Here is a 17,146-nt window from a genome sequence, read left to right as displayed (position 1 = left end):
TTGTCGCCGGCGATGCCCACGTCGAGCAGTTTGCGGAACATTTCGATGCCGGTCACGACCGACTTGCGCGTCTCTTCCTGCAGGCCGACGATCTCGATTTCCTCACCGACTTTGACCTGGCCGCGCTCGACGCGTCCCGTGCCGACCGTGCCGCGCCCGGTGATCGTGAACACGTCTTCGATCGGCATCAAGAACGGCTTGTCGACTTCGCGCACCGGATCGGGGATGTATTCATCTACCGTATCCATCAGCTTGAAGATCGGATCCGCATCCGGATCGCCCTTCTTACCGCTCGAGTTGAGCGCCTTGAGCGCCGAGCCGCGGATAATCGGGGTCTCGTCGCCCGGGAACTCGTACTGCGTGAGCAGCTCGCGAATTTCCATCTCGACTAGCTCGAGCAGCTCTTCGTCGTCCACCAAGTCGACCTTGTTCAAGAAGACCACGATCTTCGGCACGCCGACTTGGCGCATGAGCAGAATGTGCTCGCGCGTTTGCGGCATCGGGCCGTCGGTCGCGGCGACGACGAGGATCGCGCCGTCCATCTGCGCCGCGCCGGTGATCATATTCTTGATGTAGTCGGCGTGTCCGGGGCAGTCGACGTGCGCGTAGTGACGCTTCTTGGTCTCGTACTCTTGGTGCGAGATCGCAATCGTAATGCCGCGTTCTTTTTCTTCAGGCGCGTTATCGATCTCATCGACGTTACGCGCGGCCGCAAGACCCTCGGTCGCGAGGCAATGCGTGATTGCCGCCGTCAACGTGGTCTTACCGTGGTCGACGTGACCGGTGGTACCGATGTTCACGTGCGGCTTGTTGCGCTCAAATTTCGCCTTAGCCATAATTATTTCGTCTTTCCTCGTTCTCTATTCCGTCGATGAGTTGTTTTTATTGGTCTTTCTTCCGGCCGGATTTGGCAATGATTTCCTCTTCGACCGACTTCGGAGCCTTCTCGTAATGAGAGAACTCCATCGTGTACGTCGCCCGGCCTTGCGTCATTGAACGCATGTCGGTCGCGTACCCGAACATTTCCGAGAGCGGAACGTGCGCGGTAATGATCTGCGCACCGCCCGGAGCTTCTTCCGTCGCCTGGATCATGCCGCGGCGGCGGTTGAGGTCGCCGTTGATCGCGCCCAAGTAGTCCTTGGGTGTGGTGACTTCGACTTTCATGATCGGCTCGAGCAAAATCGGGCCGGCCGCGCGATTGGCTTCCTTGAAGCCCATCGAAGCTGCGATCTTGAAAGCCATCTCCGACGAGTCCACGTCGTGGTACGAACCGTCGAACGCCGTTGCCTTGAAGTCGAGCACCGGGAAGCCGGCGAGCACACCGCTCTGCGAAGCCTCCTGGATGCCCTGCTGCACGGCCTTCGAGTATTCTTTCGGAACCGCGCCGCCCACGATCTTCCACTCGAATTGGAAGCCCGATCCGGGTTCGAGCGGCTCGACGCGCAGCCACACGTCGCCGTACTGACCCTTGCCACCCGACTGCCGGACGAATTTGCCTTCCTTCTCAACCGTCTTGGTGATGGCTTCTTTGTAGGCGACCTGCGGCTTACCGACGTTTGCTTCCACTTTGAACTCGCGGCGCAGACGATCGACGATGATCTCGAGATGGAGTTCGCCCATCCCGCCGATGATCGTCTGCTGCGTCTCTTCGTCGGTGCGCATGCGGAACGTCGGATCCTCTTGCGCGAGGCGCGCCAGACCCTTGCCGAGCTGATCCTGATCGGCTTTCGACTTCGGCTCGATCGCCTGGAAGATCACCGGTTCCGGGAAGGTGATCGATTCGAGGATGATCGGGTGCTTTTCGTCACAGAGCGTATCGCCGGTGCGCGTGTCGGAAAGGCCGACCGCGGCCGCGATGTCGCCCGCGCCGATCGCGTCGATGTCCTCGCGATGATTCGCATGCATCCGCAAAATGCGGCCGATGCGTTCCTTCTTGCCCGAACGCGAATTATAGACGTAGGAGCCTTTTTCGAGCGTGCCCGAATAGACGCGGAAATACGTCAGGTTGCCGTACGGATCGGTCGCGATCTTGAACGCGAGCGCCGCGAACGGCTCGTTGTCGTCCGGCTTGCGCGTCACATCGTTCCCGCTCTTCGGATCAACGCCGACGATCGGCTTCGCGTCGAGCGGCGAAGGCAAATAATCGACCACGGCGTCGAGCAGTGGCTGGACACCCTTGTTCTTGAACGCCGAGCCGCAGAGCATCGGCAGCACCGAACCCACGATCGTCGCCTTGCGCAGCGCGCTCTTCATCCGATCCACGGGCAGCTCTTTGCCCTCGAAGAACATCGCGAGCAGCTCGTCGTCTTGCTCGGCGATCGCTTCGACGAGCTCTTGACGCCACTTCTGCGCGGTCGCCTTCAACTCACCATCGGCATCGGTCAGCGGCTGGTCGGCCATCGTCGAGCCGAGGTCGTCGGTGTAGACGACCTTGTGCATCGTGAAAAGATCGACGATGCCCAGGAACTGATCTTCCGCCCCGATCGGCACTTGGATCGGGACAGCGCGCGCACCCAACCGTTCGCGAATCTTCGCGACCACGTTGAAGAAGTCGGCGCCCATCCGATCCATCTTGTTGACGAAGATGATCCGCGGCACTTTGTACTTGTTCGCCTGGCGCCAGACGGTCTCGGACTGCGGCTGAACCGCCGCCACCGAGTCGAAGAGCGCGACCAAGCCGTCGAGGACGCGCAGCGAGCGCTCGACCTCGACCGTGAAGTCCACGTGCCCAGGCGTATCAATGATGTTGATACGGTTCTCGCGCCAGGTGCAGGCGGTCGCGGCCGAGGTGATCGTGATGCCGCGCTCTTGCTCCTGGACCATCCAGTCCATCGTCGCTGCGCCGTCGTGCACCTCGCCGATCTTGTGCACCCGCCCGGTATAGAACAGGATGCGCTCGGTGCAGGTCGTCTTGCCGGCGTCGATGTGCGCCGCGATCCCGATGTTGCGAGTCCGCTCGAGCTGATACTCTCTGGTTGCCGCTTCTTTGAGCGGGGATTCTTTGGTTGCCACTGTCTTAAATGATCTGAAAAGTTACCAACGGTAGTGGGCGAAGGCTTTGTTGGCCTCGGCCATCTTGTGAGTGTCTTCGCGCTTCTTGATGGTTGCGCCGGTGTTGTTGGAGGCGTCGAGCAGTTCGCCCGCCAGCTTCTCCTCGAACGAACGGCCCCCGCGCGCGCGCGCAAAGCCGATCAGCCAACGCATGGCCATCGCCTGGCGGCGATCCGGACGGACTTCCATCGGCACCTGGTAGGTTGCGCCGCCGACGCGGCGAGGGCGCACCTCGACAAGCGGCATCGCGTTCGAGAGCGCCTGCTGGAAGATCTCGTACGGGTCGCGACCGGTCCGCTCGGCGATGAGATCGAGCGCACCGTAGGTCACCTGCTCGGCCGTCGACTTCTTCCCGCTGAGCATCACCTTATTGATGAAGCGCGCGAGAATCTTCGAGTTGAATCGCGGATCGGGCAGAATCTGCCGCTTGGGTGCGGGTCCTTTACGTGGCATTTGTTACTTCTTCTTCTCGCGCTTGGCGCCGTATTTGGAGCGGCCTTGCTTACGGTTGGCCGTACCTGCCGTATCGAGCGTACCCCGAATGATGTGGTAGCGCACGCCCGGCAAATCCTTGACACGGCCGCCGCGCACCAGCACGACCGAGTGTTCCTGGAGGTTGTGGCCGATGCCCGGAATGTACGCGGTAACCTCTTCACCGTTGGTCAGGCGCACGCGCGCTACCTTACGCAGCGCGGAGTTCGGCTTCTTGGGGGTCACGGTCTTGACTTGGGTGCACACCCCGCGACGCTGCGGATTGCCCTTGACCTCGAACTGGCGGGTGGGCAGATCGGGATGGCCCGGCTTGGGTCCGGTCAGAATGACGCGGAACGCGCGGGTCTTCACCTTCTTTTCCGTCTTCGCCCGGCCCGTGCGGACCAGCTGGTTTATGGTAGGCAACAACGTCTCCTAGCAACACACACAAAGTGGGCCGCACCTCCCGGTGGGCCTGAACTACGGCAGTATAGCAGGGAGGATGGGACCCGTCAAATGATCGGTAACGACTCGCTAATACCACCCGAGCAGGCGGGTTCGGCCGCCGATTTCCGTCAAAATCGCTTGGGCCAGCGCCGGCTCGGGGCAGTCGAGTTCCGCATAGAAAACGTACTCGAACGGCCGGCCCGGAAACGGCCGCGCCACCAGTGCTCGCAGATTCAGTTCGCGTTCGGCGAAGATCCCGAGCGCCGCATGCAGGCTGCCGGGCCGATGCGCGAGCCGAAACCCGAGGACCGCTCGCCCAAGACGCCGCCGCGGCTCGCCGCCTCGCGCCACCACGAAGAACCGGGTGTAATTCTCGACTTCGTCCTGGATCGCGTGGGCCAGAATCTGCCCGCCGTAGCGTGCGGCGCTGGCCGCCGGCCCGATCGCCGCCCGGGCGGGATCGCCGGCGCGCACGACGTCGCGAACCGCGCCTGCGGTGTCCGCGACCGGCGCGACCTCGACGTCGCGGAGCGAGGCAAGAAAGCGCCGGCATTGTTCGAGCGCGACCGGATGCGACTCGACCCGCCGGATCTGCTCGACCCGAGCCTGTGCGGTCCCGATCAGCGCCTGTACGACGCGGTGAACGGTTTCATCCACCACGTTCACCGCAGGGTAGGCATCGAGCAGATCGTAGGCGCGCGCGATCGGGCCGTGGATGCTGTTCTCGCACGGCAACAGCCCGTATGGAATCTCGCCGCCGTCAACCGCCTCGATGAGGGCATCGAAGGTGGGGTATCCGCGCGTGTCGACCGCACCGAAGAGTTCCGGGATCGCCTCCTCGCTGAAGGCGCCGGACTCACCCTGGTATCCGACGATCATCGATCACCTCTTCGAGATGCGCCAGCTCGGCGCGCACGGCACCGGCGTTGGCGGCGAAGATTTCATCCCACATCGGCTGCGAGGAACGTCCCAAGCGAAGAAGCTCCCGCGCGACCGGGCCGCAGAGCGCCTCGACGAGTTCGGGAGCCTGCACGGCTCGCTCGTTGACGCACTGCGCGAACGCGAACGCGACCAGTTGCGGGACGTGCGAGGTCAGCGCGACGATCCGGTCGTGCTGCGCGGCATCGACGGCGACCGGCTCCGCCCCAAGCTTCGCGACGAAGACACGCGCCGCAGCGGTGCGCCGTTCGTCAGCGGTCGGCACGTAGCACCAAGTTCGGCCGCGAAACAAATCGCTGCGCGCAGCGGCCGGACCGCGTTGTTCGCCGCCTGCCATGGGATGCGTCGGTACGAAGGCACCGACGCCGGCGCCCGCGCGCGCAACCGGTTCCTTGACGGAGGCAACGTCGATGACGAGCTGATCGTCGCGCAGCGGCCGCGAGCGCAGCGCCGCAACTTCGGCGAGCGTCGCGTTGAGGTGCGCAGCGATCACGATGACGTCGCACGTCGCGTAGATCGCGGAGGGCTGCTCGACGGCGGAGTCGATCGCGCCGCAACCGAGCGCTCCGCGCAGGCCTTCGGCGGTCGAATCGTACCCGAACACTTCCCATTCGCGCGAACGCGCCGCGAGGCCGACCGACGCGCCGATCAATCCGGTTCCGATGATGCCCAAGCGGGACATACGGCTACGGCGTACTCGTGCGAGCGAGATCCGGACGCAGCACCGCCGCACCGTCGAGATACACGTGTTCCATGGCCTCGAGCGAGCGCGACGTGTTGACGTGCATCAGCACGCGGATGCAGCGGTCGAGCGAACCGGGTACGGCGATCTCGGTGAAGTGCAGCATCGGCACGTGCACCCAGCCCATTTCGCGCGCGCCCAGCGCCGGAAAGACCGCGTGAAGGTCCGGAGTCAAACTGAAGAGGACCGACGCGATGTCGTCGAGCGTCACCGCGTTGCGCTCGATCATTTCGGTCAACAAGCGTTTGGTGGCCGCGACGATCGCGTCGGCGTCGTCACGCTCGACCGTGATCGCGCCGCGAATCCCGCGCACCCGCAGGCCGCCCGAATGAGCTTCGCTCATCGAGGCCTTGTAGGCGCTCCGGCTTCCGCCTGCGCGCCCCCCAGCGATGCCGGGGCTCCCGACCAGATACCGATCCCGGCGAGATCGTGCATGATCGTGCCAAAATCGTCGAACGTGAGCGCCTGGTCCTTATCGCTCTTGGCTTCGGGCGGATTCGGATGGACTTCGATCAGCAACCCATGCGCGCCGACGGCCTTGGCCGCACGGCAGAGCGGGCGCACCCAGCGGCGCACACCGACACCGTGACTGGGATCGACGAAGACCGGCAAATGCGAGCGCTCGCGCAGCACCGGCACGGCGGAGAGGTCGAGCGTGTTGCGCGTTGCCTGTTCGTAGGTTCGAATGCCGCGCTCGCACAGGATCACGTTGGGATTGCCTTCGGAAAGAATGTACTCGGCGGCGGCCAGCAGTTCGTCGACGGTGGCCGCGAGTCCGCGCTTGAGCAACACCGGGCGACCGCATCGTCCGACCGCCTTGAGCAAGTCGAAATTCTGCATGTTGCGCGCGCCGATTTGCAGGACGTCGATCTGCGCTGCCATGCGATCGACCTGATCGATCGTCATCACCTCGCTCACCGTCGGTAACGCGGTTGCGCGTCCAGCCTCGGCCAAGAGCGAAACGCCTTCCCAACCCAGGCCCTGAAACGCGTACGGGCTCGTGCGCGGTTTGAACGCGCCCCCGCGCAACATCACCGCACCGCGCGCGCTCACCGCATGCGCGGTCGAGAGAATCTGCTCGCGCGACTCGACCGAACACGGACCGGCCACGATGGTGAACTCGCCGTCGCCGACGCGCACGCCGCCGATCTGCAGCATCGTACCCGGCGGATTGGCGGCGCGCGACGCGCGCGGCGTCGGCGAGTCACCGATCGGCGCCGGTTGCGGCGCGATCTCGCGCACGAGTTCGACCAGCGCTTTGGGCGGATCGTCGTTGCGTCCGATCGGCTCGCCCACGTGCGCATCGTAACTACCGATGACCGTCAGCGTGTGGGTCGCTTTCTTCAACGCAGCCAGCGCGTCGGCGACGTTGGTGTCATCGAGATCGCCGTCGAAATCGACGTAGAACACGCGCTCGGTGCCGTGACCGAGGTACGGCTTCGACTCAAGCTTATCGCCGTTGATGTTCCGCTCGGCGAGAATCGCGAGCGCACCGGCCAGCGAGCCGGTTCGCTCTTCCACCGAAAAGATCAGCGAGGTCTTGCGCCGCGAACTCTTGCCGAGTCCGACCACCGGATTCGACGCTGCGGCGTGGCGTGGGCGTACGATCAAAAAGCGTGAATACGTGCGCGGATCGTCGCTGCAGTGAGTCGCCAGCTCGACCAAATCGTAGATCGACGCCGCGGCGGGAGAGGCGAGCGCGGCGATCGCAGGGTTGCCGCCGCGCGCGACTTCGCGCGCCGCGACTCCGGTATCTTCACACGGGATCGCGCGCGCGTGATCGAGCCCGGCCAAGAACGCGCCGCACTCGGCGAGCACGAGCGGATGCGCGAGCACTTCACGGACGTCGCGCAGCTGCGCGCCGCGCACACCGAGCAACCGGTGATCGGTGCGCCACTGGATCTCGGCGACCGGCGCGAGATCGAACTCGGCCAGCAAATCGTAGCCCTCGCGTACCGTCCCGACGATCGCGTTTTCGATCGGCATGACGCCGACCTCGGCCCGCGCGCCGGCGACTGCCGTTGCCATCTCGCGAAAAGTCGGAAGTCCGGCCGTCGGCATCTCGATGCCGTGCTCGCGCAAAAAGTGCCCGAGTACGAGCTGCGAGTAGGCTCCGTCGACGCCCTGATAGACCGCTGTCATTGCCTGGTTACCCCTGGTTCATAAAAGGAACGAGTCCCCACTTCGGCGGGGACTCGTTCATGCATCTTACGTGTGTTCTCCGGCGACGAGCCGGCTGGTTTTATGCGTGCGCGAATCCCCTTCGACCGGTCAGGCCGAAGTAGTAATACCAGTACGCAAAGCTAAAACCGTTCCGAGTCACGTTGCGGCTATGCAATCACATCCCGGCGGGGGCTGTCAACCCCGTTCGAGGACTTTGCGCAGCTCGGCGGCGATCTCCGTCGGGCTGTAGCCGCGATGGCGCAGTGAATCCACGAACCGCGACGTCGCCTGCGCCAGCGCATTCGAGCGCGCGCGGCGATCCGCCGCCGGCGTCTTGCTCGCGACGCGCGTACCGCGGCGGCCTTCGCTGACGAGCCATCCCGCATTTGCGAGATCGCCATACGCGCGCGCAACGGTATTGGGAGCCACACCGAGGTCGCCGGCGAGTTGCCGCACCGTCGGAAGCGGCGCATCGGGTACGAGCGCGCCGCGTTCGATTGCCGCCCGAATTTGCTCGAAGATCTGTTGATACGGCGGCGTCTCGATCTGCGGATCGACCGCGATCAGCGGCTCGTTCTCAAGCACGAGGAATCATCCGCTTCCATTCTCTCTTACGCCATCATTGCGGCAATGCTCGCCGGGATGCTCTTCTTCAGTCGCTGCATACCCAGCGCCATAGCGAAGTAGGAACCGGCACATACCAGTCGCACAGCGGTCGCGACGTAATCCGGCATAAAGATCAGTGAGGCGAGGATGAAGGTTCCGGTCGCCGCGATGAACAGCAGCGAGCCTACGCGCAACGTCCGCAGCGCAGCGTCGACGGCTTCGTCTGCCGACGGATCGTCGCTGCCGAGCAACGCAGGTGCCGAGGCTGCAACAAAGCACAATGCGATCGCAAGCGCGCTTGCACCGAGAGAAATCGCCATCGCGATCCACTCGCCCGACGCCCAGGCGAAATAGGCGCTGCAGCACCACCCAATGACCGGAAGGCTCAGATACCACAACGGGATGATCCGCCGGATGTCGCGGCGCCGTAGATTTGCGATGCGCGCTCCCGGGCGCACGCGTTCGACGCGCAGCAGTTGATAGGCTAGCCCACCGGAGAGCAGCGCCGAAAACAACGCGCCGAGCACAGGCAACGAGATCAAGACGAAGAATCCGCAAGCCGCGACGACGAGCCCGATCAAGGAAACGGCATAGCCGGCCTGCCGGTCGAAGCGCTCTTGCTGCTGCCGCCGCCGAATGGCCGCGTCGAGCCGTATCCGCACGTCAGCCGGCGCGCGGGTCACGGCCGCGTCCAGCCAGACTTTCTCGTTTCCGAACAGTGACGGCCGAGCACATGCGAAGGCACAAGACAACAGGGCAACGATGACCGCAAATGGTCGTTCGTAGGATGCCCCCAAAACCACCGCATCGTGCATTGTATCTACACGCTAATACAAACCCCAACTTTGTGTCAACCCCATAGAACAAACCTACCGGCGCGATCCGTCGAAGACGCTTCACGGACCCCGTCTTGAACGGGCGCGGCGAGTCGAGGAGCTCGGGATGACAACGTGGTCGGTGCGCTCAAGAAGGCCGCGTGAAGGATCGGCTTGGCGTCCTTGACGGGATGCGCGGCATCGCCGTGCTGCTGGTGCTGTGGTACCACATTTGGGAGCTCTCGTGGCTGCCCGCGCCGGCGCGCTGGCTGCAGTGGATCCCCGAAACCGGCTTCATCGGCGTGCATCTCTTCTTCTATTTGAGCGGATTCGTCATCACGTATCCGTTCGTGCGCGCGCAATTCGCCGGCGAACGCGCGCCGACGTGGGGGCATTTCGCCTGGCGCCGCTTCATCAAGATCGTCCCCTCATACGTGCTCTCGATCGCGATCGCTTACGCAATCGGTTATGCCGCGCTCTCGCGCTTCGGCGCCGCGCCGTGGCAAGAGATCCTGACCCACTTGCTCTTCATCCACACCTGGTGGCAGTCGACCTACGGATCGATCAACGGCGTGCTCTGGACGCTCGCCGTCGAGGTCGAGTTCTATCTCATCTTTCCGTTGATCTGGTTCTGCTTTTCGCGACTTCCTTTTGTGACCGCAATCGCGATGATCGCGCTCGCTGAACTCTGGCGCGTGCATGCGGCGCACTGCTGCTTCAACAACCAAATGCCGCTCCTGATCGAAAATCTGCCCGGATACCTCGACATCTTCGCGTGCGGCATGCTCTCGGCGTGGATCTTCGCGCGTTACGGTCATCGCTGGCGCCAATCTCGGCTCTCGCTCGCCATGCTCCTTCTTGCGGTCGCCGGCGCCTGGTTGTTCTGCGCGCTGCTCATCAATATGTACGATCATCGGAATGCGCCGCAATGGGAGGTCGCGCTCCAGATCTATACGCGCCCGCTCTACGGGCTGGCCTTTGCGGCGGTGGCAGTCGGTTCGCTGTGCGCGCCGAAATTTTGGCAGCTGCCGCTCGCCAACCCGCCGCTGCGCTTTCTCGCCATCATCTCGTATAATCTCTATCTCTATCACCAGATGCTCGCACGCGAGCTCGTCATCCACCACATACCGCCCTACTCGGGTGATCCGCACGCCAGCCTTTCCTGGCAGGTGCATTACACGATCCTGGCCTTCATCGTCACGATCGCGGAAGCAGCGCTCGTGACCTATCTGGTCGAACGGCCCCTCTTGCGCTTGCCGCAGCCGCGTCTCGTCCCGGCTGCCGGCGGGCACTCACCGTGACGTGGAGCAATCCGGGCAACGCGGTGATAGCCTCCTCGAAGTGGTCGTGGCGGTTGCGATCGTCGCCCTCGCAGCCGGCGCGCTCGGTGCTGTACTGATTGCGGTCGGCCACCGCTTCGGACCCGATCCGATTCAGAGCGCGCTCGAAGCAACCGTCATCCGCGAGATGCGCATCGCGGTCGACGTGATGAAGTATCAGGGCGCGAGCGTACCCGGCACGACGATTGCAACCACCATCCCAATGCCCAGCGGCTCGCCGCTCACCGCCCAACTTTCGGTTTCCAGCGCGAGAGCGGCCGACGGTTCCGTGACGATCGTGTTGACGGCGAGCAGTCAAAACGACAGCACAAAGACGGCAACGCTTAGTCAGACGATTCCGGCGCCGGCGCCGCTCCCCGGTTCGCTGTTGCCGTCGGCCCACAACGGGGCGGCGCCGCAATAATGCTGCTGCGGACGATCTTCTTGCTCGCGTTCCTCGCGGTGCTGAGCGAAACGATCGTACAAGGCGCGTCAGCACTCGCGCAGGCGGCGCTGCGACAACGCGCCCTCGATGCATCGCGGCTCGCTTTCGTCACCGCCGAGCATGCGGCGCAAGCCGCAATCGCGCAGGGCGTCACGCCTGCGCCGATCGCAACCTGTGCCTACGCGGGCGCGAACGGTTGCGAAATCAACGTGCAGACGACCTTCGCGACGCCGGCCGCGGCTCCGTCACCCAGTGCGTGCCCCGGCACCGCGTGCACCGTCGTGTTACAAAACAATAGCGCGGTCAGCGAGGGTCGCGCCGTCGTGCTGATCTCGAGTGTGGTGAGCGCCGCCTCTGGGGCACAACTCGCCGCGCGCTCCGGTTTGGTCGCGTTTCGAACGTTTGCCACGCCGCCATACGCGTCGATCGTCGGCGGCGCGGACGGCTCCTTCGATGCGTTGATCGATGGCGGTCCCGGCGACGACGCGGGCGCGCCGAATACGCTGATCACCGTTCAATATACGACGAACAGCGGATCGACAACGGCGGGAAACGTCTGGCAGCCGCTCGTCGAGAGTCCGCCATCCGCAGTACCCGGGTGGGATCACTGACCGAAACGGCGTACGGCCTGCGCGATATCGTCGGGAGCTTCGATCGGTAGATTGTGCCCGGCTGCGTGCAGTAACGCGAAGAGCGCGCCATCGATCGCGTCCGCGACATCGCGTTTTACGCGCGAGGGCGGTACGAGCGGATCGTTGGTGCCGCCAATCGCCAGAGTCGGCACCGTGATCGCGGATAAACGATCGCTGAAGTCGACCGCTCGTCCGTGGTCGTACCACCCCATCCAATGATCGTACGAGGCCATGAGCGCGTCGTCGACGATTCGTTCCATCATCGTATTCGCGACTTCGCGGTGCATCGCGGCCCGCTGGAAACGCTCGATCCGCTGCCGCGAGCCGTACGTTTCGAGCGTGAGCGCACGGTGACGCGCCGACGGAGGGGTCCCGTTCGCCGTGCCGGGCGCCACCAGGATCAGCCGCTCGAGGTTCGCTGGGCGCTCAGCGGCGAGATACTGTGCCAGTCGTCCGCCCATCGAGTGCCCGACCAGTGTCACCGGCGCGTCGATCGATGCGAGCGCCGTGCGCAGGTCGCTCGCGTAATTCTCGATCTCGTTGTGCGCACGCGGGCGATCGGATCGTCCGCAGCCCCGAAAGTCGAGGAGATCGACGGTGAAGAGCGCCGGATCGAGCCGGTCGACGACCTCGTACCACATGCGCCGCGAGGAGATCCAACCGTGCGCGAAGAGCACGCGGCGCGCTCCGCTGCCGCGGCGCTCGCAACACAGCCGCACCGATTCGTTTTCGAGAAAGAGCATGGAGTCGCTCATCGACGCTCGAAGCTTGCGCCCAATCGTGTCGCGCCGCCTGCCTATCTACGGTGCTTTGCTCTACGTGGTCCTCGCCTGGGCGATCAACATGATCGTCGCCAAACAGATCCTCGAGCAGATGAACCCGCTCGCCTTTGCCTTCTTGCGCTTCCTCGCAATGACGCCGCTCGCGTTCGTCCTGATGTGGGTGAGCGGCGGGCGGATCCATATCCGGCGGCGCGATATTCCCACGCTGTTGCTCTGCAGCGCGTGCGGCTTCGGCATCTATCAATACCTCTGGGTCTTTGGCCTCGCGAACACGACGCCGTTCGCAACCGCGCTGCTCGGCGCGACCTCGCCCATCTTCACGCTGGCGATCGTCGCCATGGCGCGCCACGAACACGTCCGCCCCGGCCGCTGGATCGGCTCGGTCATCGCGCTTCTCGGCGTCGCGATCTTCGAGGGCGCCTTTTCAGGGGTTGCAGCAGCACGCGTGGGCGACGGTTTGGTCCTTGCCTCCGCGGCCGTCTTTGCCGGATACAACGTGCTCGGCTCGCGGCTCATGACACGCTATGCGCCGCTCGAACTGCTGGCGATCACGATCTTCGTCGGTATGCTCATCATTCTACCGGCGGGACTGCCCGCGCTGGTGCATACCGACCTGCACGCGCTCGGCTGGGACGTATGGTGGCGTATCCTCTACGCCACGCTCGTCCCAATTCTGCTCACCTATCCGGTTTGGATCTGGGGCATCAACAAGTTAGGCGCCGGGAAGGGGTCCATCATGCTCTTTTTCTCGCCGGTGCTCACCGGCATCCTGAGCGTTCCGATCCTGCACGCCTCGTTTCCGTCGTACGAAGTGATCGGCGCGCTCGTCTGTCTGAGCGGAATGTTTTTCGCCCTCACGATCGGCCGTACTTCACCAAAAGGGGACTCGCATGAGCTCAATACAGCCTGACGGGTGGCCGGCACCGCGAGGATATAGCAACGGCATGATTGGAGCGGGCCGCGTGCTCGCCATCGCGGGGCAGATCGGCTGGACTGCGCGCGGTGAATTCGCCTCCGATGACTTCGTCGAGCAGGCAGCGCAGGCGCTGCGCAACGTCCTGGCGGTCGTGCGCGCCGCCGGCGGCGATGCGAGCAACGTCATACGTCTGACCTGGTACGTCACCGACAAAACCGAATACCTCGCCGCAGCATCCGAGCTTGGCAAGGTCTATCGCGAGCTGTTCGACCGGCATTACCCGGCGATGACGCTCGTCCAGGTCGCCACGCTGCTCGAGGATCGCGCGAAGGTGGAAATCGAGGCGACCGCCGTTTTGCAAGACCTACCCTAAGCGATCGCGGTATTCGAGCAGCATCGGTTCGGTAGCGCCACGGTCGAGAAACGCGATCGGCACGCCTTGCGCGGAATCGATCCCTTGACTCGGCTGATTTTGTGCGTGAACGTGCAGGTGCGCGCCGCGCGTATCGCCTGAATTTCCGCACCGGCCGATCTCATCGCCCGCGCGAACGGTCTCGCCGACCCGCACCCCGATCGAGCCTTTGCGCAAGTGCGCGAGGAGTACATAGCCGCGCGGCGTTTCGATCGAGACGTAGTTCCCAAACGGACGCGCGCGGTTGCGGCGGCGCTGGGCCGGCGGCGCATCGTCCTGACGGTTCTCGACGTGCGCGACCATGCCGTCGCAAGGTGCGAGAATCGGTTGATCCCACGAATCACCGCTCTCGCGTAGAAAGTCGTAAGCAAAGTACTGATCGCTCACCGACTGGTGATGATTGTGACGCGGATCCGGCCCACCGGCCGCGACCCACCAGCGGTCGCGGAACGGCGGCTGCAAGACGACCGGACGATCGGCGGCCCGCACCAACCAGCGTTGCGAAGCGCTTTGTGCGTTGAAACCTCGCCAAAGCAGCAGCGCGACGATCGCAGCCAGCGCGATCCAAAATCCCGGCAGGCCGATCGTCCGGTCCCAGAGCGCGGCAAAACCAAACGCCGCCGCAACCAGCACCAAGATCGTCAGGCTATTCGGAAGACGCACGTTCCCTCAATTTATAGCGCTGCACCTTCCCGGTGTGCGTTCGCGGCAACTCGTCGACGAATTCGATCTCACGCGGCGCTTTGAACGGGGCGATCAGGGCTTTGACGTGCTCGCGTAACTCATCCGCCTTACGTGCGTGGCGATGCTCGGCAGCCACGACGACGACGTAGGCCTTGACGATGTTCGTGCCGTGAACCGGATCGGGCTTGGACACCACCGCCGCCTCGCGCACGTGCGCATGCGCGAGTAAGGCCTGTTCGACCTCCGGCCCCGATATGTTATATCCGGCCGAAACGATCATGTCGTCGGTACGGGCGACGTAGTAGAAATATCCGTCTTCGTCGATGCGGTAGGCATCGCCCGGATAATTCCAACCGTTCTGAACGTACGCGCGCTGACGCTCGTCGTCGAGATACTTGCAGCCGGTCGGGCCTTTCACCGCCAGGCGGCCGACCTCGCCGATCGGCAACGGATGGCCCTCGTCGTCGTGAATCTGCGCGAGGTAGCCGGCGACCACGCGGCCGGTCGAACCCGAACGCACCTTCTCGCGCGGGCTCCCGATGAAGATGTGCAGCATTTCGGTGCTGCCGATTCCGTCGAGGATGGGCACCTTCGTGCGTTCGAGCCACTCGTCGAAGACGATCTTCGGCAGCGTCTCTCCGGCGGAGACGCACGTATGCAAGCTGGAGACGTCGAAGCGCTCGAGCATCGGGCACATCGTGCGATACGCGATCGGCGCGGTGAAGACCGTCGTTACGCCGAATTCACCGACCGCGTGCAGCAGCTGCTCCGGATTGGCCTGCTCGAGCAGCAGCGTCGCCGCCCCGGCATAAAGCGGAAAGAGCAGCAGGCCGCCGAGTCCATACGTAAACGCGAGCGGCGGGCTGCCGGTGAAGAGGTCGTCGGGACGTGCCCGCAGCACGTGTTTGCCGTACGTATCGCAGGTCGCGATCAGATCGCGATGAAAGTGCATCGCCGCCTTCGGCACGCCGGTCGTGCCCGAGGTGAACGCGATCAGCGCGGTCTCATCGGCTGCGGTCGGCACGGTTTCGAAATCCTCGTGCGCGCCGTCCATCAACGCCTCAACCGCATCGGGCGCGTCGCTGTTGAACCAGATCAGACGGATGCTCGGGTTGCGCTCGCAGGCGCTCTTCAATTCTTCGCCGAGGCGTGCATCGCACAGCGCGAGCCCGATGCGCGCTTTCTCGATGATGTACCGCAGCTCGCTCGACCGATAGAGCGGCATGGTCGCGACCGCGATCGCTCCCGCCTTGAGCACGGCGAGCCAGCAGGCCGCGAGCATCGGCGAGTTCGGTGCGCGCAGCAACACCCGCGCCCCCGGCACGACACCGAGATCGCGGACCAGGACATTTGCGATCTTGTTGACCGCACGGTGGAGGTCGCCGTACGACCAATCGATCGCGCCGGGCGCGACGATGCAGCGCCGCTCTCCGCGGCCGTCCTCGATATGCCGATCGAGAAGATAGCTTACGGCGTTCATGCGCTGCGGATAGTGTAGTCCGGCCAGATCGAAGCGCAGATCCGGCATCGCGTCGGGTGGGGGCAGATGATCTTCCGCAAAGCGGTCGACGTGAGCACCTTCCACGTTAACCCTCGAAGCTCGCGCGTGCGATGACGAGTTTTTGGACCTCGCTCGCGCCCTCGTAGATGCGCAGCGCTCGCACGTCGCGGTAGAGCCGTTCGACGATCTCACCGTGCGTGACGCCGCGCCCGCCGAACAGCTGCACGGCGCGATCGCAGATACGCCCCGCCGCTTCGGTGGCATAGAGTTTGGCCATTGCGGCCTCCCGCGTCACCCGCTCCGCGCCGCAATCCTTGGTCCACGCCGCACGGTAAACGAGCAGCGCCGACGCGTCGATGTCGACCGCCATATCGGCGATCGCCGCCTGCGTCAGTTGAAGCGCGGCCAGCGGCGCACCGAAGAGTTGGCGCGACTTGGCGTGCGCGCGCGTCTCGTCGTAGGCGCGCCGCGCGAACCCTAGCGCCGCCGCACCGACCGTCGTGCGAAAAACGTCAAGGGTCGCCATTGCGATCGCGAAGCCCTCGCCCTCTTCTCCGAGGCGATGATTGACGGGTATCGCGCACTCGTTGAACGCGAGCACGCCGAGCGGATGCGGCGAGATCGTTTCGATCCGTTCGCGCACCTCGAATCCCGGAATGCCTGCATCGAGGATGAAGGCCGAGATCCCCTTGGCGCCGCTCTCCGCCATGCCCGTTCGCGCGAAGACGACGAAGAAATCGGCGATCGTTGCATTGGATATCCACGTCTTCTCGCCGCTGATGATGTAACGATCGCCGTCGCGGCGCGCGTGCGTGGTCATCGCCGCGACGTCCGAGCCTGCCTCGCGTTCGGAGAGCGCGAAGGCAGCGATGGATTTCCCGGCGGCGACGGCGTCGAGGTACCGCGAACGCATCGCCGGCGAGCCGAACAACGAAATCGCCCCGCTGCCGAGCCCTTGCATCGCGAACGCGAAGTCGGCGAGTGCGGAACGGTACGCGAGGCGTTCACGCGCCAGGCAAAGCGCCCGTACGTCCAGGTCGATGCAGGCGCGCAACCAGCCGGCGTCGCCCAGCGCGCGCACCCACGTGCGCACGCTCGAATCGGGCGCCGCTTCGTCTTCGAAGACCGGATTCTCCTCGAGCCAGCTTTCGATCGCATCCGCGAACGCGCGATGCTCGTCGTCGAAGAAGGGCCATTCTAGCGCACGCCCGTTCATCGGCA

19 protein-coding genes are annotated in these 17,146 nt (G+C 64.4%); 5 read left to right on the top strand and 14 right to left on the bottom strand.

The genetic code is table 11. From position 1 onward, the window contains the following. The 10 genes from VMF11_10790 to VMF11_10745 form a co-directional block, all read right to left on the bottom strand. The coding region (locus VMF11_10790) for an elongation factor Tu (protein HTU70791.1) at positions 1-836 on the bottom strand (836 nt) is incomplete at its 3' end. A gap of 46 nt (positions 837-882) precedes the next feature. Then, entirely contained in the window at positions 883-3,012 is a 2,130-nt protein-coding gene (gene fusA, locus VMF11_10785) for an elongation factor G (GenBank protein ID HTU70790.1), read from the bottom strand. A gap of 21 nt (positions 3,013-3,033) precedes the next feature. Beyond that, entirely contained in the window at positions 3,034-3,504 is a 471-nt protein-coding gene (gene rpsG, locus VMF11_10780; GenBank protein HTU70789.1) for a 30S ribosomal protein S7, read from the bottom strand. A gap of 3 nt (positions 3,505-3,507) precedes the next feature. Further along, a complete protein-coding gene (rpsL, locus tag VMF11_10775) occupies positions 3,508-3,948 on the bottom strand; it encodes a 30S ribosomal protein S12 (GenBank protein ID HTU70788.1) in 441 nt (146 codons plus the stop codon). Between the two features lie 108 nt (positions 3,949-4,056). Further along, positions 4,057-4,848, bottom strand: a complete 792-nt coding sequence (locus VMF11_10770; protein HTU70787.1) for a prephenate dehydratase domain-containing protein — start codon at positions 4,846-4,848, stop codon at positions 4,057-4,059. Next, positions 4,826-5,590 carry a prephenate dehydrogenase/arogenate dehydrogenase family protein gene (locus tag VMF11_10765; protein ID HTU70786.1) on the bottom strand — a complete coding sequence of 255 codons (765 nt, stop codon included), beginning with the start codon at positions 5,588-5,590 and terminating at the stop codon, positions 4,826-4,828. Before VMF11_10765 ends, VMF11_10770 begins: the two co-directional genes overlap by 23 nt. A 4-nt stretch (positions 5,591-5,594) precedes the next feature. Continuing rightward, complete coding sequence (gene aroH, locus VMF11_10760) at positions 5,595-5,993, bottom strand: chorismate mutase (GenBank protein HTU70785.1); 399 nt, start codon at positions 5,991-5,993, stop codon at positions 5,595-5,597. After that, on the bottom strand, positions 5,990-7,792 hold the full coding sequence (gene aroF, locus VMF11_10755) for a 3-deoxy-7-phosphoheptulonate synthase (GenBank protein HTU70784.1): 1,803 nt from the start codon (positions 7,790-7,792) through the stop codon (positions 5,990-5,992). Before aroF ends, aroH begins: the two co-directional genes overlap by 4 nt. Before the next feature lie 216 nt (positions 7,793-8,008). Then, on the bottom strand, positions 8,009-8,398 hold the full coding sequence (locus VMF11_10750; GenBank protein HTU70783.1) for a GntR family transcriptional regulator: 390 nt from the start codon (positions 8,396-8,398) through the stop codon (positions 8,009-8,011). A gap of 26 nt (positions 8,399-8,424) precedes the next feature. Then, a complete protein-coding gene (locus tag VMF11_10745; GenBank protein ID HTU70782.1) occupies positions 8,425-9,102 on the bottom strand; it encodes a hypothetical protein in 678 nt (225 codons plus the stop codon). Between the two features lie 293 nt (positions 9,103-9,395). On the opposite strand from VMF11_10745, the gene VMF11_10740 reads away from it, so the two are divergent. The 3 genes from VMF11_10740 to VMF11_10730 are packed head-to-tail and all read left to right on the top strand — an operon-like array spanning position 9,396 to position 11,609. Continuing rightward, positions 9,396-10,535 (top strand): acyltransferase, encoded by a 1,140-nt coding sequence (locus VMF11_10740; protein ID HTU70781.1) that lies wholly within the window; start codon positions 9,396-9,398, stop codon positions 10,533-10,535. A gap of 46 nt (positions 10,536-10,581) precedes the next feature. Next, the gene (locus VMF11_10735) at positions 10,582-10,977 is read left to right on the top strand and encodes a hypothetical protein (GenBank protein ID HTU70780.1); all 396 of its coding nucleotides are present in this window, start codon (positions 10,582-10,584) and stop codon (positions 10,975-10,977) included. Next, positions 10,977-11,609, top strand: coding sequence for a hypothetical protein (locus tag VMF11_10730; protein HTU70779.1), 633 nt, complete (start codon positions 10,977-10,979; stop codon positions 11,607-11,609). Before VMF11_10735 ends, VMF11_10730 begins: the two co-directional genes overlap by 1 nt. Here the strand turns inward: VMF11_10730 and VMF11_10725 are convergent. After that, positions 11,603-12,385 (bottom strand): alpha/beta hydrolase, encoded by a 783-nt coding sequence (locus VMF11_10725; GenBank protein ID HTU70778.1) that lies wholly within the window; start codon positions 12,383-12,385, stop codon positions 11,603-11,605. The two genes, VMF11_10730 and VMF11_10725, sit on opposite strands and share 7 nt — an antisense overlap. Positions 12,386-12,410: 25 nt before the next feature. Here VMF11_10725 and VMF11_10720 point away from each other — a divergent pair, with 25 nt between their 5' ends. Continuing rightward, positions 12,411-13,322, top strand: coding sequence for a DMT family transporter (locus VMF11_10720; GenBank protein HTU70777.1), 912 nt, complete (start codon positions 12,411-12,413; stop codon positions 13,320-13,322). Next, positions 13,303-13,701, top strand: a complete 399-nt coding sequence (locus tag VMF11_10715; protein HTU70776.1) for a RidA family protein — start codon at positions 13,303-13,305, stop codon at positions 13,699-13,701. Before VMF11_10720 ends, VMF11_10715 begins: the two co-directional genes overlap by 20 nt. Here the strand turns inward: VMF11_10715 and VMF11_10710 are convergent. From VMF11_10710 to VMF11_10700, 3 genes are read right to left on the bottom strand one after another with little or no spacing between them, the layout of a single operon-like run. Further along, positions 13,693-14,403: a M23 family metallopeptidase gene (locus VMF11_10710; GenBank protein HTU70775.1), complete on the bottom strand. Its 711-nt coding sequence runs from the start codon at positions 14,401-14,403 to the stop codon at positions 13,693-13,695. The two genes, VMF11_10715 and VMF11_10710, sit on opposite strands and share 9 nt — an antisense overlap. Continuing rightward, on the bottom strand, positions 14,387-16,009 hold the full coding sequence (locus VMF11_10705; protein HTU70774.1) for an AMP-binding protein: 1,623 nt from the start codon (positions 16,007-16,009) through the stop codon (positions 14,387-14,389). Before VMF11_10705 ends, VMF11_10710 begins: the two co-directional genes overlap by 17 nt. 1 nt (position 16,010) lies before the next feature. Then, the gene (locus tag VMF11_10700) at positions 16,011-17,141 is read right to left on the bottom strand and encodes an acyl-CoA dehydrogenase family protein (protein ID HTU70773.1); all 1,131 of its coding nucleotides are present in this window, start codon (positions 17,139-17,141) and stop codon (positions 16,011-16,013) included. Between the last annotated feature and the right edge of the window lie 5 nt (positions 17,142-17,146).

The sequence above is a fragment of the Candidatus Baltobacteraceae bacterium genome (genome assembly GCA_035502855.1).
GTDB lineage: Bacteria > Vulcanimicrobiota > Vulcanimicrobiia > Vulcanimicrobiales > Vulcanimicrobiaceae > Aquilonibacter.
This window is presented reverse-complemented; position numbering and strand designations above follow the sequence as displayed.

Coding starts and splice junctions, on each gene's coding strand:
- VMF11_10700 (HTU70773.1), bottom strand. CDS start 17,141: ATGAACGGGCGTGCGCTAGAATGGCCCTTCTTCGACGACGAGCATCGC.
- VMF11_10715 (HTU70776.1), top strand. CDS start 13,303: ATGAGCTCAATACAGCCTGACGGGTGGCCGGCACCGCGAGGATATAGC.
- VMF11_10770 (HTU70787.1), bottom strand. CDS start 4,848: ATGATCGTCGGATACCAGGGTGAGTCCGGCGCCTTCAGCGAGGAGGCG.
- aroF (HTU70784.1), bottom strand. CDS start 7,792: ATGACAGCGGTCTATCAGGGCGTCGACGGAGCCTACTCGCAGCTCGTA.
- aroH (HTU70785.1), bottom strand. CDS start 5,993: ATGAGCGAAGCTCATTCGGGCGGCCTGCGGGTGCGCGGGATTCGCGGC.
- VMF11_10725 (HTU70778.1), bottom strand. CDS start 12,385: ATGAGCGACTCCATGCTCTTTCTCGAAAACGAATCGGTGCGGCTGTGT.
- rpsG (HTU70789.1), bottom strand. CDS start 3,504: ATGCCACGTAAAGGACCCGCACCCAAGCGGCAGATTCTGCCCGATCCG.
- VMF11_10730 (HTU70779.1), top strand. CDS start 10,977: ATGCTGCTGCGGACGATCTTCTTGCTCGCGTTCCTCGCGGTGCTGAGC.
- VMF11_10765 (HTU70786.1), bottom strand. CDS start 5,590: ATGTCCCGCTTGGGCATCATCGGAACCGGATTGATCGGCGCGTCGGTC.